This is a genomic window from Patescibacteria group bacterium, from assembly GCA_041665365.1.
GTDB lineage: Bacteria > Patescibacteriota > Patescibacteriia > UBA9570 > UBA9570 > UBA9570.
Map to the genome: position 1 here is coordinate 18396 of JBAYIY010000002.1, position 21201 is coordinate 39596.

Consider the following 21201-nt stretch of genomic DNA (forward strand, 5'->3'; position numbering starts at 1 on the left):
CATACAAATTAATTATCAAATAATGATTTCATCAATCCCCCGTACCGGTTCGCCTAACCATTTACCTCCGGCTTTGGTTACTTCCACCATATCTTCCAACCGGATCCCACCCCAACCAGGTTCATACACGCCAGGTTCATCAGTGATTACGTCACCTATTTGTAAGAGTCTTCTCCCCCGCCGACTCGGTGATAAAAACGGCGGTTGATGTATGGCTCGACCCACACCGTGCCCCAAACCATGAATGAATAATTTATCTAAGTGCTGGCTTTGTAAATATTGGCGCGCAACCTGATCTACTACATTTCCAGTCACACCCGGTTTGATTTTTTTGAAAGCTAACCGTTGGGCTTGTAGCACTGCATAAAAACGCGTGCGAAATAAACTGGTGGGTGCACCCATAAAATAAGTTCGCGTCACATCACCCCGCATATGTTGGTATACTCCACCAGCATCAACCTTAACCATATCGCCCAACTGTAATCGACGACTGGTTGGTTTATGATGCGGCTCAGCCGCTGAAGACCCAAAGGCCGCAATCACCGGAAAAGCGCGTTGCTCTGAGTAAGCTTCGGTTAATAATCGGCCCATGCGCCAGGCTAATTGTTTTTCAGTTATCCCTATTACAATATAACGTGGTAAAAATCGAAACGCCCGATAAGTTATCCGTGCTACTTTCCGGCAGGCCGGTAGATTATAGCTTGGCCCACTTCCCATACTGCCGCACTAATACATCACTGGCGATGCTCTCATCTTCCAAACAGGCTCGTACAACTTTTTCTAACCGCGCCACCTGTGAACCTTTGACTAAAATAATATCATCTGGTTGTAATAAGGCCGCTACATTACCTGCCGCGGCTTGCGCACTAGCATAATGGTGAATCATGTCCGGATTAAACCCATTGTCAGTCGCGGCTTCCGCTATCCAATCGCCTTCATTGCCAATTGTCACCAGTAAATCTATTTCTAAACCGGCTAAATATTTTCCGATGGCCGCATGAGATCGTTTGGCACTATTACCTAATTCAGCCATCACTCCTAAAACAGCAATTCTGCGCCCCGGTGTTTTTAACTCATGTAAAATGCGTAGTGCTTCTCGCGCCGCCGCCGGTGAAGAATTATAAGTATCATCTAAAATAACACTGTGTTGCTTACCGGGTAATAATCTTAAGCGTCCATTCGGGCCATGATAATGTTGCAAAGCTGATACTATATCAACCAAATTAATTCCTAATTGCAATCCACAGGCAATGGCAAATAAGGCACTATACACCGTTGGTTTACCAACCGCTCCGGGAATAAAAACCGGTACAGTACTACCTATATATTTTACTTTGAATCTAGTTCCGGCTACCTTTGGATCATAAGCTAACTTCATTGGATCTTTACTGTAATCTATTTCAACAGCTGCAACATCAGCCGGTTGAGTAGCTGAAATCGTTATAGTTTTAGCTGACAATGAGGCTTGCGCTGCACTAATGAACTCATCATCCAAATTCACAATAGCAATATCTGACTTGGTTAAATGCCTCAACATCACTAGTTTCTCAGCGGCTAACGCCTTAACATCAGAGAAAGCTTGCAGATGAGCCGGAGTATCACTGATCGCCGTAACAATACCAATCTGCGCTGGTGCGATTTGTGTCAGATATTTAATATCACCCGGTTTATCAGCACCCATTTCTATTATTAGTACGCGCGGATATGGTAACGGCAACAACCCATAACCAATGGCTTTAATACACACCCAAAGCCAGCGTAATGGATTTCGTCCACCACTAGTGGCACCAATAATAGTTAAAGGCACACCAATCTCATTGTTGTAATTTTCCACTGTGGCACGAACTGAATATTTTTTCTTCAAAACAGCCAAAATGGCTTCTTTGGTAGAAGTTTTTCCCACACTTCCAGTCACGGCTATAATTATGGGGTGTTGTTTCCATAAAATCAGCTTGGCTAAGTGCTTAAGGAGTGAAAATAATATTGGGTGCATATTAATTTCGATCAGGTGGTATTTGCATATAATTTAACACATCTTTGGCAATTTCTCCCCACACCGGTACAACTGACCCTTCGGCATATTGGCTCTTTGGTTCATTCATTTCTATCAACATCACAAATTGTGGATCAGACATTGGTCCAAATCCGATCATAGTATCGTTGTGCTTATATGTACTATAAACACCGTTGCTGACGATTAAGGCCGTACCGGTTTTGCCTGCTAAATAATAGCCTGGCACAGCGGCTGGCTTAGCTGTGCCACTATCAATTACACTAACCAACATGGCGGTTAAAGTTCTGGCCGCATCAGCACTGATAACTTGTCTTACTTCAGTTGGAGTAGTTGGTATTTCCGCTCCACTAGCTAGAATCCGATTCTCCACGATATATGGTTTCATCAACATACCATGATTAGCGACCGCACCGTAGCCAGCTACTAACTGCAATGGCGTCACCATAATACCATGGCCAAACGAACCGGTATAAGCGTAGACATCTTTCAAGGTTTCTAGAGACGAAATATCTCCACTCCGTTCATTCGCTAAAGTAATACCAGTTTTATCCCCAAACCCAAAGGCTTTAACATAATCATTTAAAGCCGCATTGCCAATTTGTTGAGTCACAAAAATCGTTCCAAGATTATATGATTTTTCTAACACGGCCGTCATGGTTTGCACGCCATGGGCGGCACCATCTGAATTTTTAATGGGCATCCCGGCCACTTTTACTTCGCTGGTATCATTATAGGTGGTAGTCGGTGTCACCTTACCGGTATCTAACCCCGCCGCCATGGTGAAGGTTTTAAAGGCTGAACCCGGTTCATATTCATCGCTGATAGCGGCATTAGAAAATACATCAACCGATTCAACTTCATTATAATTATTTGGATCATACGTTGGGTAATTACACATAGCAATAATTGCTCCAGTACTGGGCTGCATAATAATCAATGTTCCCTTTTTTGCCTCTAAACGTTCAACGGCTTTGCCTAATTTATCACAGGCACTATATTGAATGTTTTTATCAATCGTTAAAACAATATCATCACCATCAACTGCCCGCTGAATTAAATTATTACCAATCGTTAAAAATCTACCCAAAGCATCTTTTTCGCCAGACACATAACCGGCCTGACCAGCCAATTCTTTATTAAAGTAACCCTCTAAGCCATATTGACCAACCCGATCAACATCGGAATAACCAAAGTAACCAGTGACATGCGCCAGCGCTGGACCTTCTGAATAATAGCGCCACTGCTCTTCCCGAAAAGTAATACCCGGTAAATTTTTTTCTTTAATGGCGGTCATCACTTCTTCAGGGACGCGTCGTTTTAAGATTTCATCAGGATCATTCGGTTTGGTTAATTTGGCTTCGATGTCGGCTTTATCAATTGATAACAATGGCGATAAGTCAGCGGCCGTGACTGCAGCATCTGTGACGTGAATTGGTTCGGCATGTACTTCATATAATACTTTATTGGTGGCAATTGGGACGTTGCCAGTTTGACTATAGCGATCATGCACTAAAATACTGCCTCGTTCGGGAAATAGTTCTTCAAATAACTCATGATTATCCACCGCTAAGGCTTCATAGTAACCATGTTGCACTACTTGCACGATAAATAACCGTAAAGCAATCACGCCACCTAACATAACAAAAACCAAGCGCAGATAATCGAGCCGGTCATACCGACTGCCGCGCGGATGTTTATTGTGAGAAGGCGACCGCTGACGTATCATCCAAATAATGCACTGAACCAGCTGCCACTAGATGGTACCGTTCACTCATATCGCTCACATGAGGCAAAGCTAACACTTCAGAAATTTCTAATTCCATCTTTTGATTATTGGCTTTGGTTTGATTAATATCATGATTCAACGCGGACACAGTAAAAGATTCAGCCGCCGTAGAATTAACAATCACTAAATAAGCCGCTCCACCAATTAAGAGTAAACCAATCATAATAAGATTAATGACAATTGTGTTTTGCCACAACGGTAAAGCCACCACCTGTTTTTGTTGGCTCAATTTACTGTTAGTGAGGCGAGTTATTTTTGTCATAGCATTTTATATTTTTTGGATAACCCGTAATTTAGCGCTACGGGAACGTGGATTGGTTCTAATTTCTGTATCACTGGGCACCAGTGGATGTTTGGTTAAGAGCGTAGCTACCGGCTGTGGGTGACAGGTGCATACTGGGAGCTCGGGTGGACACACACATTTGGTACTACTCCAATTAATAAATTGCTGTTTTACTATCCTGTCTTCTAGTGAATGGAAGGTTATGACGGCCATCCTTCCACCAGGAGACAAGACAGTAAACGCGGCAGTTAACATACTTTGCAATGTCTCTAACTCATCATTCACGGCAATGCGACAGGCTTGCCATATTTTTGCCAGGAGATCACTCGACTGGCTATGAAAAGCCTGCTGCACACATGCCAACACGTCAGCGACGGTAATGATCGGGCGATCCAGACGCCTGGAAATAATCGTCCGAACCAGCCGGTGTGGGTTTGATAACTCACCATAGCGCCGAAACATCTGGACGAGCATCGCAGACGTATCAGTATTGAGCAGATCCGCCGCGGTGGTAGGCAAGGTGGGATCCATCCGTAAATCGAATGGATCAGACAGCGCCCGGAAGGAAAAACCTCGTCCGCGTTGGAACTGATCGGATGAATAACCAAGATCAAATAACACACCGTTTACCTGACCCGTAATACTCCAAGTAGCACAGGCTGTGGCGATGGTTTTGGCATTGGCCGTAATTGGAATGAACTGACTAGAACCAAATTGTTTTCTAAACCGCTCCTGCACCAGGGTAATAGCTGCTGGATCCTGATCGAAGCCATACAACTGACCACTGGGTTGAATTCGTTCCAGCAGTGCAGCCGCGTGACCTCCCCCACCGAGTGTGCCATCAATCATGATGTCACACACCTGTGGGTTCAGGAGCCTGATTACCTCCTCAGCTAGGACTGGTATATGTGCGGTAGGCATAACAATTTTTAAGGTTCCACAGCGCCGAGCCAATTTCCACTCGGCAGTGTCGATCCTCAAACACCTAATTGTGAAAGGGCCTCCGCAATACTGGTACTTTCCTTTTCAGTTGCGGCTTTATAAGTCTTCCAAGTGGCTTCATCCCACACTTCTAAACGGTTATACAAACCAGCCACCACTACAGCTTTATTGATACCGGCATATTGTCGGAGATATTCCGGAACAACCACTCTCCCCTGCTTATCTAAAGAACAATCCATCGCTCCGGCTAACATTAAACGAGCAAAGGCACGATTATTAGCTTGGGCTAGTGGCAAAGTCGCTAACTTATCGGCGAGTTTCTTCCATTCATCAGCTGAATAAACGAACAAACAGCGGTCAATGCCGCGAGTGATGACAGCTCCATGTGCAAAATCTTCCCGAAACTTAACCGGGAGAGCCAAGCGGGCTTTATCATCAATATTGTGTTGGTATTCACCGATAAACATAGCTTACACTTTGACTTATACACTTAATGGCTTAGTTATCCCCAAAGTTATCCCCACTTTCTACCACTTTGTTTAACTTTTTACCATTATATACCACTACGTTTCCAATGTAAACCCTTTTATACCCAAAACACCGCGGGTGACACGAAACAACGCAGCGGACGAATATTATTCGTCCGCTGCGTTGTTTCGTGTTTTGTGGGGTGTTGGTTCGGTTTACGTAATTGGCAGTTTCACCGTAAATGTCGAACCACGGCCAATGGCTGAGATTAACTCAATGGTGCCGCCGTGTTTTTCAATAATACTTTTAACAATATAAAGGCCTAACCCGGAACCGGATGGATCTTTAATAACCGCTTCACGCCCGCGGAAAAACTTGGTATATAATTTATCCCGGGTGATTTCGGACATCCCAATGCCATGATCAATCACGCGCACCACCACTTCTTCACGTTGTAACTCCATGGTGATCGTTACTACCTGAGTAGCGGAAGAATATTTTACAGCGTTATCTAATAAATTTTGAAAAGCCATTTTAATCTTTTGCCGATCGAGTTTTAGTAATGGAATAGATGACGGCGGCGTAAACTCAATCATTACCTGTAAGCGCTCAGCGTGTACCCGCGTGGCTGTCACTATTTCCTGCAACACATCAAGCAACGAAGTATCCACAAATGTTAACGGTAAACGCCCCCCTTCAATTTCGGACACATCTAATAAATTGTTCACTATCTCAATCACCTCTTCATTACGTTGATACCCTTTCGCAATTAGATCCTGTTGTTTATCGGTCATGGGCCCGCCATCACCATCTAATAATAGTTTAAATAACCATTTCAAAGTTGATAACGGCGTGCGCAACTGATGAGCCGCCACTGAAATAAAATCTGACTTCATTTGATCCAGATCTTTCTCCTTGGTGATATTACGCAAAATTACCAAGGCGCCAATATTACTCCCATCAGAATCTGACACTTGCAAAGCTGTGGCTTGCACAATGACATGTTCATCCCCTTCTTGAATAATCATCTCCGTACTTTCATACACCGAGCCTTTGGTGGCACCCCGAATAAATTTTACTAAATCATGCAACGCTGGTGGAAATTGATTAGGTAAAAATATTTTGTTGACGTATTGATTGGTGTGGATATGTAACAAACGTTGCGCATATGGATTCATTAACACTACGCGACCACGATAATCTAATAAAATTACGCCATCAACTAAATTGTTGACAATCGACACCACTTTATCGCGTTCTGATTCAATGGCCGCCTCACGTTGTTTGATTAAATTGTTAATAAAAGCTGAAAAAAATGAAATACAAATTAAAGTAAATACCACGGTTGAACCATTATTTACCGTCGCAGTGATATTTCCAAAAAAACCCGGATCATAATTATACGGTGTCAGGTGTGGCAAAACGGTACTATGTTCCAAGATTAACAGGCCGATATAGAGAAACACTGTAAACAACATTAAGCCGATAATTTGTATTTCATTAAATAATATTATGGCCATAAATAATGTCACAAAATAAAACAAGAAGGTGTAACTCTCTATACCCCCTGTCATGTACAGCACAATCGTATAGAGAATTTGATCGAGCATAATTTGCGTAATACAAACAATCTGTAAACCACGATTTGTAATTTGCTTTAAGGGTCGACGTAAATAGAAATAAAAAATCGCATTGTAACTATAACTCACAAGCAACAGAACAAATATGATTGGATTAAAATGTACCACGCCGGCAATTTGCTGAATTAAGCCCAAAATGGCAAACAAAGCGTGCAGTACCCACCGGCTGGCAATAATATAATGCAACAATTTAACGCGTCGCTCTTTATTCATAAAGCGGGTTGACTGTAAGTTGGTTGAAGTTGTTTGACTGGTGTTTGGCCATCAAATAATTGCAAATTCTTACTATAAGCTAACGCATTGAAAATGGTGGCTAATACTCTAATTAAAGTAAAAGATTGAGCCTGATTTACTAGCACTAAAGCCTCAATTGGGTCTGCCCCGAGAAATTGACTGATCTCAGCTAATAAATGATCGGCTTTGGATTGTTCTAAAACTTTTTGTCGGATAAGTTTATCAGCCTGACGATAAGTTAGGATAACATGATTGAGTTGTGATGGATCACATTCTAAAATATACATATTATAAATTAGGTGACCACCCACCGGCTATTTCTAGATTAGCACCGGACACATATTTTGCCTCAGGTGAAATTAACCAACGCACAGCAGTTGTAATGTCCTCAAACTTGGCTGGATGTTGCATTGGTAAGGCTTGCGTTACCAAACTGTTTTCCACGATACCCGGAGACATACAATTCACTGTAATATTTTCATGAGCTAATAACGACGCGTATGATTTGGTTAAAGTAATCACACCGGCTTTGGCAATGTAATACGGCACGGTATATTTTCGCGCTAAGGTTTGTTCAGCGGTGACACAACCAAAATTAATAATCCTTCCTCCCCCACTGGTGCGCAATAATGGTATGGCGGCTTGCATACACGCCAATGTTGCGCGCACATTACTCGAAATAACGTCATCAAATTCTTCCAGTGTTACCTGACTAATGGGATGATATACCCCAAAAGAACCAATTGTGTTGATTAGAACATCTAAACGCCCATAGGTGTGGTGAATCGCCTGAAATAATCTGGTCACTTCATCATTATGGCGCAAATCGGCTTGCATCATCCGTGAGGCTGGAGCATGAATTTGAACCTGATGTAACACTTGTTTGGCGGCTTCGGCACTATGCCTATAATGCACCACAACAGTAGCCCCTTGCGCCGCGAGATCTAAAGCGATAGCTCGACCAATTCCCTTGGCCGCACCGGTAACAACTGCAATCATAATGACGATACTGTATCATATATGATAGACTTTCACCATGTTAACCATCATGCTACCAATCGCCGGATTAATCTTACTTGGCTACATTTTAGGTCGTTTTAAACTCATCTCACCAACGTGGATTGGAGTGTTTAATAATTATGGTTATTACATTGGTTTGCCAGCTTTAGTATTTAATAGTTTGGCCTTTGCCACTATTCAATGGCAACAATATAGCTTAATTTTTTTGATTCAAATTATTTTAGGGGCGGCCTTAATGTTGTTGGCACATTTTATTGGAGGCAAACAGCGCAACACTTATAGTATTGGCATTTACTTTTCCAATGCCGGCTATGTTGGTATACCCATACTGCAAATGGCGCTGGGCACTTCGGCCGCGGCTGAAGGCACGGTGATTGTGGCTGCTATGGTTGTTATGACTTCAACCTTGGGTTTAGGTTTAATGAGCCATGTCAAAATAAAACACTTACTCACAAATCCATTATTATGGCTGACGATTGTCGGTTTTCTGGTGAGTGCCTGTCAGTTTGTATTACCAGACGCCATAATTAAACTTAGTGGCATGGTTGCCGCCACCGCCTCCCCAATTGCCATGTTAGCCCTGGGTGCTTTTATGGCTTATAACCATCCAAAAAAATCAACTTTAAAAATAGCGGCTCGTTTAACTTTTGCTAAAATGATTATTGTACCGTTAGTTGTTGGTATAATCATTTGGCTACTACCAAATAGCCAATGGTTAAACACTACCTTTATTCAAGTGTGTATGCCAGTAGCCGTTACCGCGTTTGCGTTTGCTGAAATCTATCCAATTGATAAATCGACTATTTCTAATGCGATTGTATTGAGTACACTCACTAGCCTTGTGACGATCCCGTTGGCGTTGTGGTTGCTCCCGATGTTGTAGCGCGTTTCTTTCCAAACATTCTGGCTACTAAAACAATAACTACAACTAATACAACTACGGCAATTAAGGCGATCCAAATGTTTTTTATCAGTAAAACAACCCCCCATAGCACAACCCACATCACAGCACCGAACAATCCTGCCACAAAACCGATTATCGCATCAAAACCACGATCAATACGTCCACCAATGAATGGGATAAATCGGAAAACATTGGTTAAAGCCGTTAACGGACTAACGATCATCGACATACCAACCACCATTAAGATAAATGACAAAATACGTAAGCCCCATTTTGTACTAGTATCTTGAGATTTTATTTCCGATAAAGTACCGGCATAATCAACATTCGAGATAACATAAGGCTTATTATCCGCCGCTGTAGAAATTTTGCCATTAGCTGAGGTACCGGCCACCAATTTTACATTACTGGCCTCATAATATTTATAGATATTACGTTGATCCCCAATCGCCGGAGTGGCATTGGTGGTAGTGGTATAATCCTGTGTCCCAATAAAATTTACATCAGATGATGGTTGGATACTATAAGATCCAACCGTGAATGGTTGATAAGCGGTCTTGGTATCGATTGTATTCCAATCAGTGCGCTCAATTTGGTAACACGACTGACAATTTTTACCATCAGAATCACACTCATCCGGTAAATTCTGAATCACTCGCTCATTACTGCTTAAACTACCACATTTTCGCTCCTGTTTACTATCGAAGCGTTGGGTTTGCGTATTTAAATAAATACAATCAGTGGCGGCAGTGGTGTTTGGACAAGTTAAACCGTCCGTCACAGTAGCCGTACCAGAAACGGCGACATAACCAGGTTGGACATCATTAGATTGCACCTGCGCGGCGGTGGCAAAATCCTGCGCTTTGTGTTGTGACTCGGCGTACCACAAGGCCAATGGTGAACCAATTAAAACAAAACCAATCCCCAATAAGGCGGCAATAAAACTGCCTACAATGCCACCAGATTTTCGCACCGTGTATGGGCGACGACCCATGTTGCCGGCCACGTTTCCAGCCATGTTACCTAAGTTTAGATTATTGAGATTTAATGCCATATGAATTAATTAAGAATTAAGAATTAAGAATTATGGTTAGGATAACATAATTTAATTATTTTAGTAAACTACGATAGAGTTTAGCATAAGCTAATGCGGATTTTTTCCAACTGTAATCCCCTTTCATACCATGCAGTACTAATTGTTGCCATATGTCTGGTTCACGTTGATACACTTTAATGGCTCGTTTTAGTGTAGTTAACATGGCCGCACTGGAATACTTTGTAAAGACGAACCCATTATAGCCCTCGTGCACAGTGTCTTTTAAACCACCAGTGGCACGTACTACTGGCACGGCACCGTAACGCATCGCAATTAATTGCGCTAAGCCGCATGGTTCATGGCGTGACGGCATTAAAAAAATATCACTGCCGGCATAAACATATTGGCTAAAAGTGGTATCAAATTTATTATGAAAATGCCATTGCTCAGGACGAAGTTTGGCTACGGCTCGCAACACAGTAGTATAGCGTTTAATACCGTTACCACAAATCACATATTGTACCGGCAAACGAGACAATTCTGTGAGGGAATGAGTTATAAGATTCATGCCTTTGGGTGTATCGAGGCGAGTAACAATGCCGATAACTGGAATCTTGTTATTTATCGGTAAACCACATTGGCGTTGTAAAAATATTTTATTTCTTTCCCGTTGTTTGATAGTGCGCCAGGAAAAATTAACCTGCACAGCTGGATCTACTGTGGGGTCAAAAAACTTAGTATCAATTCCATTTAACACAGAATAAAGATCAGATTGACGTTGTTGTAATAATAATTCGAAATCATTGCCATATTCCGGTGTAATAATTTCTTTAGCATATTGTGGGCTGACCGTAGTAATATAATCAGCTGACTTAATTCCAAGCCAGGACATGCGCGGACCCTTCGGACGTAATGCCTCTGTGAAATCAAATAATCTATATAGGGAGGGGGTAAATTGTTCCCAAATTGGTTTTAGTAATGAACCGGCATAACCAAGATTATGAATGGTATAAATGGTTTTGAGATGAGATAAATTAAGATCATTGTGTAACAAAGCTACCAAAGGAGCCATGTGATAATCGTGTGCATGTATAATATTAAAATCTTTTGGCCGTTGACAAATGAAGGCATATACCGCATAACTAAAAAAAACATACCGTAGTGCCTGCCCAACAGCATCCTTGCTCGATACTAAACCGGTAAGTGGATTTAATACCGAAAAACCATCATAGATTTTTCCCTGACTAAGAAAATCAGGTTGTTGAAATAACAAAAGACTCATGGTTTTATAGCGCGCTTTCCACACAACTACACTATAAGACTGCTGACCAACTTTAACTGTTAAAGTCGTGATACGCTCAAGACTATGTAAAGCCGGTCGAGGAATTTCTTCGTAAAATGGTAAGGCAATTACTAAACGATCAACCTGCTTTTGTAGTTCCAATGGTAATCCCCCAATCACATCGCCTAAACCACCGGCTTTAGCCAATGGCGCCATTTCCGCCGCCGCAAATAAGACGCGGGTTGGTTTCATGACCGTTTTCTAAAATCTTTTAACGCTGCCTCATACACAACCTCATAATTTTTTGTCATGGTCGGCACGGAAAAGTTTTTTTCCACATGGTCACGACAAGCCTGACGGTTAATAGTTGGAATCTTTTTAATCGCGCGCACCATTTCCGGCAGGGTACGCACAATGAAACCAGTTTTACCATCACGAATCAACTCTGGAGCCGCGCCATTTTTAAACGCAATCACAGGTGTACCACAGGCCATAGCTTCGACTATGACTAAACCAAATGGTTCTTCCCATTTAATTGGTACCAGTAAAGCCTTAGCCTCACCATATAGTTTGACAAGCTGGGTTTGGTTAATCTTGCCATAATGTTGCACATCCTGACTGTGTAATAATTTTGTCACAGTGGTTTTAAAATCATGTGGTACCGGTTGACGTGGATCAAACAGACCGGCTACTTTCATCGGATAATGGGCTAACTTGGCCGCTTGCAAAGCCACAGCAACGCCTTTTTCTGGAATAAACCGCCCACTATAAAACAAGTAGTCTTTTGGTGACGGATTAAATTTGAATACCTGTGTGTCAATGCCATTATGAACCTTAGCAAAAAAAATATTTTTCGGTACGGCAGCTTGCTGACGTTTTGAGATACTAACAAAATAATTGCCTGGTTGATTTTGAAAAAGTTGTAAAAAATAATTATTGAAGGCGGCGGCGGCACTGGCCGTGCGAAATAAATTCTCATGCACAGTAATAATCTTTGGAACTCCCGGCATTAAGGCTAATAATGGTATTACTTCCTGCACAATATGAAAGTGCATGACATCTACTGGATGGGTTTGAATGTACTTGTAAATATCCTGCATCATCCGCTGTGAATACAGCACCGTGTGCTTACTACGAATAAATACATCAGCTACTTGTTTATTAACTGGCAAGTTAACAAAAGCTCTATAACCTAATGACTGTTTATGGGCTAGTGTGTGTGATTCTTTAGTACAAAAATAATCAACGTGGTGACCACGCGCCACTAACCCACTAACCAAAGTGTCAGCTATAGCAATCGCCCCGTGAATAGTCCCTGCAGCTAATGGGGTGGGATATTCATTAGACGAATAAAAACCAATGCGCATAAATTATTTTTTTAGATTATTCTGTAAAACTGCTTCATAAACCGATTGATATTTCTGAATCATTGAATTGTACGAAAATTTATTAACCACATGTTCACGACACTCACGGCGGCTGATAGTAGAAACTTTTTTAATGGCGCGCACCATTTCAGGAATGGTGCTAACAATGAAACCAGTTTTACCATCTTTGATAATTTCCGGTACTGAACCCCGCTTAAAAGCAATCACCGGCGTACCACACGACATCGCTTCGATCATGACTAGGCCAAAGGCTTCTTCCCACTGAATCGGAAACAATAGCGCTTGCGCTTGACCATAATATTTGGCCAATGAGGCATAATCAGCTTTCTTGGTGTACTTAACGTATGGTTGATGTAACAAAACGGTCACTGATTGTTTAAATTCTTTCGCCAATTCCACGCGCGGATCAAAAAAACCGATCACATGAATTGGTCGATGCGCTTGTTGCGCCGCTTGCAAAGCAATGTCTACTCCTTTTTCCGGTATAAATCTGCCACTGAACAAGACCTGATTAGTTGGAAATGGATTAAATTTGAATAAATTAGTATCGGTGCCATTATAGACATTGTCATAAAAAGATAATTCCGGCATACCCATTTGTTGCCGTTTTGAGATACTAACAAAGTATGTGTTCGGTGAGTTTTTATACAAACTCAGAAAAAAATTATATTGCGTGATAAATAAACTATCATGCACCGTCACAATTTTTGGAGTATCCGGTAAAAACTGCATGAAGGGTAAAGCATCGCGCACATTATGTAAGTGAATAACATCCACCGGATGATCGCGCAGATAGAGCGCCATATCTCGAGCCATGCGTTGGGCGTAATAGGATTTTGTCTGATAGCGCGCCTTACCACTGGGCACTGACATCGGTAAATTTATATATGAGTTATATCCTAATGATCTTTTATTAGCCTTGGTGGTAGAATCTTCTGAACAAAAAAATTCCACAGTATGCCCCATTTCAGTTAGGCCATCAGCTAAAGCGCCAGCCACAGTTACAACTCCATGAATATATCCAGCCGGTACGGGATAAGGATATTCATTGGTGGCGTAAATCGCGATGCGCATATAATTTAAATTGGTCTAGTTCTATAATTGCGTCTCCAATTATGTTCGTGTTTTCCCATACTTTCTGCTTCTAAGGCTGGCCGGTACATGATATCAATATACTCAGACAGCATCCGTTCGGCAGAAAAATTACCCCAGATTAAACCGATGGTTAACTTCATCCGATTCACCCACTCCACCGGTATTTTGTCAGCATTTCTGTTGTAGTACAGCGGTACGATATCAGTTTCGAGCATTTTATAAAGCGCTAGAGCCGTTTGCGCCTCAGGTAATATCCAACCAATTCCCTCCAGATCAACTTCATCAACCCAGCCATCACTGACCGAGCATTGCAAGACACCATTCGCTCCCGCCTTCATACCACTGGTACCACTTGCCTCTTCACCACGGCGGGGCGTATTAATCCATAGATCGACACCCGATACCAAAACACTGGCTAATGAAATTGTGTAGTTCTGTATAAAAACAATGTTAGCACTTAACTTCTGGTCTTTAATTATTTTTATTATATTGTGAATGTGAGAATGACCAATGACGTCCCCCGGGTGAGCTTTACCGGCCATAATTAGCTGCACTGGTTTATCGGCATTATTAACAATGGCGCGCAATTTTTCGATATCAGAAAAAAGTAACTCCGGTTGTTTGTAATCAGCAAAGCGCCGCGCCCAGGTCATAATTAAAGCGTCCGGGTTTAAAACATGACCAGTTTGAAATTTAACTTCATCCACCAACCTCTTCTTAGCCATCAGATGTAATTGCCAAAGCTCGTGCGGTGGCAAAGCATTTATCGCCGTACTATCAAACTGTGGTGCCTGGGCTTTAAGATCAGGGTTAACCCAATGTGGCAGATTTACACCATTAGTAATGGCGATCATGTCTTTGTCTGGCCAAATCAATTTAGCTCGGACACTGTGCAGTTTACTAACAGCATTAATGCGGCTAGCCATGTTAAGAGCCAAAACCGTTAAACTAAATTGGGTTGGATCGGCTGCTAACTGACCTTTTTTTAAAACATCATCCATGGCTAAACTGATATGTTTGGTATAGGCAGATAACTGCTCTGTTACAACTGTCGCTGGAAAACATTCATTACCCGCCGCCACTAAGGTATGATTAGTAAACACAATTTTTTGTCGACCATACTCATAGGCTTGATCAAATGACATACCATACTCGTCCATATAGTGATGAGCAATTTCCAAAATAGCCAAAGCTGAATGACTTTCATTGAGATGATAAATCGAGGGATGAATATGCAACTCCATCAAAGCGCGCACACCACCAATGCCTAAAATAATTTCTTGTAAAAACCGAACATCAGTGCGCGTATCATATAGGCGTTGCGTAATCAGACGATCAGTGGGAGAATTTTCCGGCACATCGGTATCTAATAAATACACCGACACATCTCCCTGACAGTATTCCCAAATTTGAATAGTGACCTCCCGATCTTGAATCGGCACACGCACCAAAATGCGCTCCCCTTCGGTATTAACCACCAATTCAATCGGCGCATCCGATGATTCTAAAATTGGATAATACTCTTTTTGTTCGCCAGCTAAAGTTATTGATTGCTTAAAATACCCCGCCTTATAGAGCAAACCAACCGCCACAAACGGTAAATTCAAATCATTGGCCTGGCGCACAATATCACCAGCCAACACACCTAAACCCCCGGAATAAATCGGTAAACGATCATCCAAAGCAAACTCGGCACTCATGTAAGCTAACGGGTGTTGCGCTAAAGTAGTTCGAAAGGCACGTAAATCCACGGCTGAATTATAACAGAAAAAATGAATGTTTACAAGCCTTTATTAAATATATTTCTAAAATAAAGTCACTTTATCTCGAACCGCGCGATAAGCTAAAATATATAAAGCCGCCGACCAAACCTGCTGGGCGCGACCAAGCGGTTGACCAGTCATACCATCTAACCACTCATTACAATCGGTTTGTATAATTATTTCGGCCAACTTGTTTAATAGTGTTTCAGCTTTATTTTTTTGTTTGTCTTTTAATAAAGTCAACACCGACCAACCACCAATAAACGGCCAACTGCCACCATTGTGATAATGATTTGGCAAATTCAAATCCCGCTTACGAAAGTACTCACGCCAATAAGTTTCCCCGGGTTGAATGGTTGGATAAATCGCTTTAGCCGGATACGGTAAAAAAATATCATGCTGCTCGGCATAGTTAAAGATAGCCTGGGTTTGCTTGGTATCAGTGAGATCAAATAAAACAGCTAACATATTACCTAAGGTATCAAACCAAGTACCGGCTTCATGAAACCCACGCCAAGCCAGCAAATACGGATACTTATGAACCAATTGAGCATTTTCCTGCTGAAATATCTGGGCGTATTCTAAACTAACTGGATTAACTAATTTACTCGTATCAACTGAGCTAAGTTCATACGTCCAAAAATATTTTTGCATGCTCTCCTGCACAAGGTTAGCCTGAGTTTGGTCACCAGCTATTTTTAAAGCATAATAATACAAAACATTGTCATATAACACTTTACCGTGTGTGGGAAATAAATCTTGCCAATCTCCGGCCTCCTGTATGGATAACACACCAGATTGATCCACATCTTGATTCGACAACCACTGTAGAGCTTGTTCTGCTGCTGGATAGTATTCTTCTAAGTGCAATGCATGGACTACAATAACAAACCAGAGCGTTCCATCGATGGTGGCTTGGTAATCAGCCTGTTTGGCGGTGGCATCAACATTGTTTGGCAACATGCCCAATGACGTCTGAAAATGTTGGAGTGTTTTGATAGATGCTTTTGCGGTATTTAATAAATCTGTATCACCGGATACTTGGGCCGCTAAGGCAGCCATTAAACTATCCCGCGCCCAGATTTCACTATACCCATCAATTTTGCCAGAGGCTTTAAACCCAATTGGTGTACAACAGGCGCGCAATGTATTTAGAGCTATTTGGTAAGCTTGATCCATATCAGTAGCGTACAATACCTAAGTTTGCTAGTCTATAGCTATGTTATTTTTATTAGATTATGACCATACATTATTAGATGACGAAATTGAACATGCTGGAGTTCGTCAGTTGATTACCGCACTAACTAATAATCCAAAAAATATTGTCGTCATTATTAGTGGACGCGCCCATGATGTGCTTGATGAAAAATTTCACGGTTTACGTTGTGCTCTTTCGGCCGAACATGGGATTTGGCGAAAAGACCCTGACCAACCTTGGAATTTAACACAGCAAATCAAGTTAGATTGGAAAGATCCGGTGCGCCAATGTTTTCAGGCTATCGTTGCTTGCACGAGTGATTCTCTCTTTGAGGAAAAACCGTATGGGTTTGTGTGGCATAATAAAAAAGTATCACCTGATATTAGACAAAATCGTATGCAGCAACTAGTTACTAGTTTAACTCCATATTTAACACGTTATCATCTACGCATTATTATTGGACACAGTTTAATTGAACTTGTCCCAGACAGTGTTAATAAAGGTCGCGCCACGCTGTATTGGTTACAACGCTACCCGGAAAAAGATATTTTGGCCGCCGGCGATGATACCACCGATGAAGACATGTTTAGTGTTTTACCAGACAATGCCATAACTATCAGAGTTGGCGCCGGTGCAACTAAAGCCAAACAAAGAGTACCTAACCCAACGGCTCTACACACTTTACTTAGACAGTTCGTTTAGTCTTATCGTATTCAGTCATTTTCCGCCACTGAGATTGCAAGTCAGTTTCTAATGGCGAACGTGGTTTTGGTAATAAATTATATTTCACACCCTCCCCGGCCGCGATTGCCGCGACAATATCCTTACTGACTCGCTGTTTAAAATCACCGGCGCTATACCGTGGCGTTAATCTGGAACCATAACAGATTGAAAAAAAACTCATGCCTAACGCATACCAATCCGCCCACTCATCTAAAGTTTTACCCGCCACATGTTCGGGTGACATATACTGTGGTGTTCCCTCCACCGGTAACTGCGGAGTTGTTTCCGGTAAGCGCCGCGCATGATCCCAATCGACTAACCACACTTTATTATCTTTATCCACCACAATGTTTTGTGGTTTCATATCACCATGCATGATGTTTTTATTGTGAGTCATTTTTAATATCTCCACACATTGTTTAAACCACCTCTCCACCCACGGTAACAGCTTTATTTGCTCATCAACCGGACGATCCACGCGCACGTATTGTCCGAGTTGAAACTGTGTATCTATATACTTAACAAAATGCACCTGATTGTGATAAGCCACCGATTGTGGAATACCCGGAATACCGGATAAATCCTGTAAGATTTTTTGTTCCGATAACAAAGCCTGATTAGCCTCTTTACTGGTAGCACACTTAGCCACTAATAATTCTTTAGTAGTTTTGTCTTCAACCAAATAAACCTCATGCCCGCGATGTGGTGAAGTTAATAAATTTTGTTTGATGATATAATTTTCTCCAAAGTCTTGACCAGTTGACAAATTCATAAAAATGTGATAAATTTACTCTCGTATCATGTTACTAGCTTTCATTAAAGCAACAAAACATGAAATGAACAACTCTAATAACATTTAATATAATAAATAAACTATACATATATGGTTGCAAGAATGGAAATTTTTAAACCACAAAGACAGGAAGATCCTGAGTCTGCAACTACTCAACCAATTAATCGAGAAGAGGCGGCAATTCAGACGACTGAAAATAGACCACCAGTAGATGAATCAGAACTACCAACAGTTAAATTAAGTGAGGCAGAAGAAGCCTCCACAGAATTAGATGTTAAGGATTATTTGGTAGAAGATGATGAGACTCCAACGGATAGGGTGCCAATACCACAAGCAAACGAAGGCGAAGAAACTGAAGGTGAAGAAACTGACAAAAAAGTTGCTGCTATGTTTACAAGTGATGATTCTACACCGGCCGATGTTGATGTAAGTAAAGTTAGATCAATGTTTGAACCTGGTGTAATCACTCCAAACAACATGACCCAAGATGAAATAAGAGAACAATCCGACCAATGGTATTTAGAAGAAAAAGCCATAGCGGATATGTTGGGTCTTGATGAAGAAGTTGAAGAAATAGATATGGAAGTCTTACAGACAGAGGCCGCTAAAGCTGTTGGTCCAGAAAAATCTGTCGGATTAATGGAACAAATTCGCAACATGGCTGATAAAAGATTAAAAGTTGCCAGTTTAGTACTAGCTATGGCTGGCGCTGCAACTGGAGTGGAAGCACTAAATAATGCCTTGGCCAAGTCTCAAGTAGAAGAAGTAACTAGTGGTGAGATCACACAATTTGTGTTAAAACATCCTGAGTTATTGGGATATAATAAAAACTAACATTCATGGAGCCCAAACCAGTATTTCGCCCACAACCATTGGCCGTTGATCCAATAGTTGAAGAACATGTTGGGGATTATGATACTAAAAAAGCAAGAAAGTTGGCAGAACATCGTAAGGCATTTGAGGCTGCTAAAGCACTAACTCTAGCCTTACAAGAAGCAAAAAAAACATCATCTGATGTTTATCCACCACTGGATTCTGATGATGATATTTCGAAAAACGAGAAATAGTATCTAAACAAACACCCGGCTTGAGCCGGGTGTTTGTTTAGATGAGATATTTATTCTTTTTTAGTGTTTCCACTAAAACTGTTTTGCTATCAAGTTTAATGGCTCCCCTAACAGATGCTACGGTAGTTAACACGAACACTTTATGTTTCAGTAATAATTTCACTAATACAGGAGCATGTTTAATATCTTTAGCTGACACAATTTCGTAAGACACACCTAATTTTTTTAATTGTTGAGCAGCATGTTTCAGGAATTTTGGTGAACCGGAAATAAGACCGGCTTTTTTCACTTGCACAGTTGATTTAGTAACGGCTACTTTAACACCTTTAACAGGTGCGATAATTACTCCGGCACCAACGGTGGCATTAGTGAGCTCATCAATAATAATAAAAGCACCGGTATTGCGGTTTTTATAATACGGATCAAACATTAACGGTTGACTAGTAGTGATATACACCCGACCGATTTCGTTAAACTGTAACGCCTTAGCTGGTTCACGATGATAGCTATCAATGTTTAAACGATACCGCAGCGTATCAATCTGGCCTCTGGTGGTTCTGGTGGTATGTTTAATAATATAGCTTCTTTTGGGTTGCATGGGCTCTTCAGAAAACCAACACATAGTAGCTTCAAATTTATTAGCCACTTCCGGCACGTTTTGTTCGCGCACAATCATGTCACCGCGGGAAATGTCCCGTTCATCAGTTAGAGTTAAAACAACAGATTGCCCAGAGAAAGCCTCGGTTTGGTTTTTATCATCATAGATGACTGACTTAATTTTGGAGGCTTTACCCGATGGTAAAATACTCACCTTATCCCCCACGCGCACAATGCCACCTTCAACTCTACCGGCATAACCACGAAAATTTTGATTAGGCCGAATAACGTATTGCACGGGAAATCTAAAATCAATTAAGTTGCGATCGCTCACAATTTGCACGTTCTCGAGATAATCATACAAGGTGGCCCCTTGATACCAGTTCATGTTATTGCCTCGATTCACTACCATATCACCCCGTAACGCTGAGATCGGCATAATCTGAAGATCTTCAATGTGTAACCGAGTGGCGCATTGAATAACATCTTTTTTTATAGCCTCAAATATTTCCTGACTATACTCAACATCATCAATTTTGTTGACTACTACTAAAATATGCGGGATAGATAACAAACTAGCCACAAACAAATGTCGCTTAGTTTGGGTGAGCAACCCATGCCGAGCATCTACTAAAATGATAGCAATATCAGCGGTAGAGGCACCGGTCACCATGTTGCGGGTATACTGCTCATGGCCAGGCACGTCAGCAATAATAAAACGTCTTTTCTGCGTGGTGAAATAACGGTAAGCGACATCGATCGTAATTTTTTGTTCACGCTCAGCCGATAAACCGTCAGTGATTAAAGATAAATCTATCTCTTGACCGGAGGTTTGACTGGCTTTCTTAATAGCATCCAGTTGATCTTGAAAAATGGCGTTACAATCAAATAGTAACCGACCAATCAAGGTGGATTTACCATCATCGACACTGCCCGCGGTTGTAATTCTAACTAGTTCTAGTGCCATA

The 21201-nt window shown here is 41.5% G+C and carries 21 protein-coding genes; 4 read left to right on the forward strand and 17 right to left on the reverse strand.

Annotation, left to right across the window (positions count from 1 at the left end):
* Positions 1 to 15: 15 nt before the first annotated feature.
* The 9 genes from WCV88_01205 to WCV88_01245 form a co-directional block, all read right to left on the reverse strand.
* Positions 16 to 717: a M24 family metallopeptidase gene (locus WCV88_01205; GenBank protein ID MFA6474801.1), complete on the reverse strand. Its 702-nt coding sequence runs from the start codon at positions 715 to 717 to the stop codon at positions 16 to 18.
* Entirely contained in the window at positions 695 to 1993 is a 1299-nt protein-coding gene (murF, locus tag WCV88_01210) for a UDP-N-acetylmuramoyl-tripeptide--D-alanyl-D-alanine ligase (protein ID MFA6474802.1), read from the reverse strand. Before murF ends, WCV88_01205 begins: the two co-directional genes overlap by 23 nt.
* 1 nt (position 1994) lies before the next feature.
* Positions 1995 to 3653 (reverse strand): penicillin-binding protein 2, encoded by a 1659-nt coding sequence (locus WCV88_01215; protein MFA6474803.1) that lies wholly within the window; start codon positions 3651 to 3653, stop codon positions 1995 to 1997.
* A gap of 55 nt (positions 3654 to 3708) precedes the next feature.
* Positions 3709 to 4062 (reverse strand): hypothetical protein, encoded by a 354-nt coding sequence (locus WCV88_01220; GenBank protein ID MFA6474804.1) that lies wholly within the window; start codon positions 4060 to 4062, stop codon positions 3709 to 3711.
* A 6-nt stretch (positions 4063 to 4068) separates the two neighbouring features.
* Positions 4069 to 5004, reverse strand: a complete 936-nt coding sequence (rsmH, locus tag WCV88_01225) for a 16S rRNA (cytosine(1402)-N(4))-methyltransferase RsmH (GenBank protein ID MFA6474805.1) — start codon at positions 5002 to 5004, stop codon at positions 4069 to 4071.
* 56 nt (positions 5005 to 5060) lie between these two features.
* On the reverse strand, positions 5061 to 5492 hold the full coding sequence (gene mraZ, locus WCV88_01230) for a division/cell wall cluster transcriptional repressor MraZ (protein MFA6474806.1): 432 nt from the start codon (positions 5490 to 5492) through the stop codon (positions 5061 to 5063).
* A gap of 216 nt (positions 5493 to 5708) precedes the next feature.
* Positions 5709 to 7346: an ATP-binding protein gene (locus tag WCV88_01235; protein ID MFA6474807.1), complete on the reverse strand. Its 1638-nt coding sequence runs from the start codon at positions 7344 to 7346 to the stop codon at positions 5709 to 5711.
* Positions 7343 to 7654 (reverse strand): hypothetical protein, encoded by a 312-nt coding sequence (locus WCV88_01240; protein ID MFA6474808.1) that lies wholly within the window; start codon positions 7652 to 7654, stop codon positions 7343 to 7345. The genes WCV88_01235 and WCV88_01240 overlap by 4 nt, the downstream gene beginning before the upstream one ends.
* A 1-nt stretch (position 7655) precedes the next feature.
* Complete coding sequence (locus WCV88_01245; GenBank protein ID MFA6474809.1) at positions 7656 to 8366, reverse strand: SDR family oxidoreductase; 711 nt, start codon at positions 8364 to 8366, stop codon at positions 7656 to 7658.
* A 37-nt stretch (positions 8367 to 8403) separates the two neighbouring features.
* Between WCV88_01245 and WCV88_01250 the strand changes: the two genes are divergently transcribed.
* A complete protein-coding gene (locus WCV88_01250) occupies positions 8404 to 9270 on the forward strand; it encodes an AEC family transporter (protein MFA6474810.1) in 867 nt (288 codons plus the stop codon).
* On the opposite strand, the gene WCV88_01255 is transcribed toward WCV88_01250, so the two are convergent.
* Genes WCV88_01255 through WCV88_01280 form a run of 6 tightly spaced genes read right to left on the reverse strand, consistent with a single transcriptional unit; the run spans position 9221 to position 17034 of the window.
* Positions 9221 to 10345, reverse strand: coding sequence for a TMEM43 family protein (locus WCV88_01255; protein ID MFA6474811.1), 1125 nt, complete (start codon positions 10343 to 10345; stop codon positions 9221 to 9223). The two genes, WCV88_01250 and WCV88_01255, sit on opposite strands and share 50 nt — an antisense overlap.
* A gap of 55 nt (positions 10346 to 10400) precedes the next feature.
* On the reverse strand, positions 10401 to 11861 hold the full coding sequence (locus tag WCV88_01260) for a glycogen/starch synthase (protein MFA6474812.1): 1461 nt from the start codon (positions 11859 to 11861) through the stop codon (positions 10401 to 10403).
* On the reverse strand, positions 11858 to 12976 hold the full coding sequence (locus tag WCV88_01265) for a glycosyltransferase family 4 protein (GenBank protein MFA6474813.1): 1119 nt from the start codon (positions 12974 to 12976) through the stop codon (positions 11858 to 11860). The genes WCV88_01260 and WCV88_01265 overlap by 4 nt, the downstream gene beginning before the upstream one ends.
* A 3-nt stretch (positions 12977 to 12979) precedes the next feature.
* Complete coding sequence (locus tag WCV88_01270) at positions 12980 to 14071, reverse strand: glycosyltransferase family 4 protein (protein ID MFA6474814.1); 1092 nt, start codon at positions 14069 to 14071, stop codon at positions 12980 to 12982.
* 5 nt (positions 14072 to 14076) lie between these two features.
* A complete protein-coding gene (gene glgP, locus WCV88_01275; protein MFA6474815.1) occupies positions 14077 to 15843 on the reverse strand; it encodes an alpha-glucan family phosphorylase in 1767 nt (588 codons plus the stop codon).
* Between the two features lie 54 nt (positions 15844 to 15897).
* On the reverse strand, positions 15898 to 17034 hold the full coding sequence (locus WCV88_01280; GenBank protein ID MFA6474816.1) for a glycoside hydrolase 100 family protein: 1137 nt from the start codon (positions 17032 to 17034) through the stop codon (positions 15898 to 15900).
* A 40-nt stretch (positions 17035 to 17074) separates the two neighbouring features.
* Here WCV88_01280 and otsB point away from each other — a divergent pair, with 40 nt between their 5' ends.
* Positions 17075 to 17755 (forward strand): trehalose-phosphatase, encoded by a 681-nt coding sequence (gene otsB, locus WCV88_01285; protein ID MFA6474817.1) that lies wholly within the window; start codon positions 17075 to 17077, stop codon positions 17753 to 17755.
* On the opposite strand, the gene WCV88_01290 is transcribed toward otsB, so the two are convergent.
* The gene (locus tag WCV88_01290; protein ID MFA6474818.1) at positions 17739 to 18548 is read right to left on the reverse strand and encodes a protein kinase; all 810 of its coding nucleotides are present in this window, start codon (positions 18546 to 18548) and stop codon (positions 17739 to 17741) included. The two genes, otsB and WCV88_01290, sit on opposite strands and share 17 nt — an antisense overlap.
* Before the next feature lie 111 nt (positions 18549 to 18659).
* Here WCV88_01290 and WCV88_01295 point away from each other — a divergent pair, with 111 nt between their 5' ends.
* Positions 18660 to 19403, forward strand: coding sequence for a hypothetical protein (locus WCV88_01295; GenBank protein ID MFA6474819.1), 744 nt, complete (start codon positions 18660 to 18662; stop codon positions 19401 to 19403).
* 5 nt (positions 19404 to 19408) lie between these two features.
* Positions 19409 to 19636, forward strand: coding sequence for a hypothetical protein (locus WCV88_01300; protein ID MFA6474820.1), 228 nt, complete (start codon positions 19409 to 19411; stop codon positions 19634 to 19636).
* 37 nt (positions 19637 to 19673) lie between these two features.
* On the opposite strand, the gene WCV88_01305 is transcribed toward WCV88_01300, so the two are convergent.
* On the reverse strand, positions 19674 to 21200 hold the full coding sequence (locus tag WCV88_01305) for a GTP-binding protein (GenBank protein ID MFA6474821.1): 1527 nt from the start codon (positions 21198 to 21200) through the stop codon (positions 19674 to 19676).
* Position 21201: the final 1 nt, after the last annotated feature.